Annotated in this window: 1 rRNA gene (running past one end of the window); it reads left to right on the top strand. The window is 58.1% G+C overall.

The window, feature by feature from the left end:
• The first annotated feature begins 57 nt into the window (after window positions 1–57).
• Window positions 58–1,757, top strand: a 23S ribosomal RNA gene (locus ACFRKB_RS38845) (it continues 1,491 nt past the right edge of the window).

Raw genomic sequence — 1,757 nt, forward strand, 5'->3', positions numbered from 1 at the left:
GGGGTGGTGGGTGGCTGGTCGTTGTTTGAGAACTGCACAGTGGACGCGAGCATCTGTGGCCAAGTTTTTAAGGGCGCACGGTGGATGCCTTGGTACCAGGAACCGATGAAGGACGTGGGAGGCCGCGATAGGCCCCGGGGAGCTGTCAACCGAGCTTTGATCCGGGGGTGTCCGAATGGGGAAACCCGGCAGTCGTCATGGGCTGTCACCCGCTGCTGAACACATAGGCAGTGTGGAGGGAACGAGGGGAAGTGAAACATCTCAGTACCCTCAGGAAGAGAAAACAACCGTGATTCCGGGAGTAGTGGCGAGCGAAACCGGATGAGGCCAAACCGTATGCGTGTGATACCCGGCAGGGGTTGCGCATGCGGGGTTGTGGGAGTTCTCTTGATCGGTCTGCCGGCCGGTCGGCGAGTCAGAAACCGTATGGGTAGGCGAAGGACATGCGAAAGGTCCGGCGTAGAGGGTAAGACCCCCGTAGCTGAAATCTGTACGGCTCGTTTGAGAATCACCCAAGTAGCACGGGGCCCGAGAAATCCCGTGTGAATCTGGCGGGACCACCCGCTAAGCCTAAATATTCCCTGGTGACCGATAGCGGATAGTACCGTGAGGGAATGGTGAAAAGTACCGCGGGAGCGGAGTGAAATAGTACCTGAAACCGTGTGCCTACAAGCCGTGGGAGCGTCGCGCATCGAGTTTACTCGGTGCGTCGTGACTGCGTGCCTTTTGAAGAATGAGCCTGCGAGTTTGCGGTGTGTTGCGAGGTTAACCCGTGTGGGGAAGCCGTAGCGAAAGCGAGTCCGAATAGGGCGGTTTAGTAGCGCGCTCAAGACCCGAAGCGGAGTGATCTAGCCATGGGCAGGTTGAAGCGGAGGTAAGACTTCGTGGAGGACCGAACCCACCAGGGTTGAAAACCTGGGGGATGACCTGTGGTTAGGGGTGAAAGGCCAATCAAACTCCGTGATAGCTGGTTCTCCCCGAAATGCATTTAGGTGCAGCGTCGTGTGTTTCTTGCCGGAGGTAGAGCACTGGATAGGCGATGGGCCCTACCGGGTTACTGACCTTAGCCAAACTCCGAATGCCGGTAAGTGAGAGCGCGGCAGTGAGACTGTGGGGGATAAGCTCCATGGTCGAGAGGGAAACAGCCCAGAGCATCGACTAAGGCCCCTAAGCGTACGCTAAGTGGGAAAGGATGTGGAGTCGCAGAGACAACCAGGAGGTTGGCTTAGAAGCAGCCATCCTTGAAAGAGTGCGTAATAGCTCACTGGTCAAGTGATTCCGCGCCGACAATGTAGCGGGGCTCAAGCGTACCGCCGAAGTCGTGTCATTGCAGCATGAGGGCCAACGCCCGCTGTGATGGGTAGGGGAGCGTCGTGTGCCGGGTGAAGCAGCAGCGGAAGCTAGTTGTGGACGGTTCACGAGTGAGAATGCAGGCATGAGTAGCGATACACACGTGGGAAACGTGTGCGCCGATTGACTAAGGGTTCCTGGGTCAAGCTGATCTGCCCAGGGTAAGTCGGGACCTAAGGCGAGGCCGACAGGCGTAGTCGATGGACAACCGGTTGATATTCCGGTACCCGCTTTGAAACGCCCAGTATCGAATCCTCTGATGCTAAGCCCGTGAAGCCGTTCCGGACCCTTCGGGGAATGGAAAGTGGTGGAGCCGGTGACCCGAGGTGGTAGTAGGTAAGCGATGGGGTGACGCAGGAAGGTAGTCCAGCCCGGGCGGTGGTTGTCCCGGGGTAAGGGTGTAGGGC

Source organism: Streptomyces scopuliridis (assembly GCF_042790125.1).
In the GTDB taxonomy this organism is placed as follows: Bacteria; Actinomycetota; Actinomycetes; order Streptomycetales; family Streptomycetaceae; genus Streptomyces; species Streptomyces scopuliridis_A.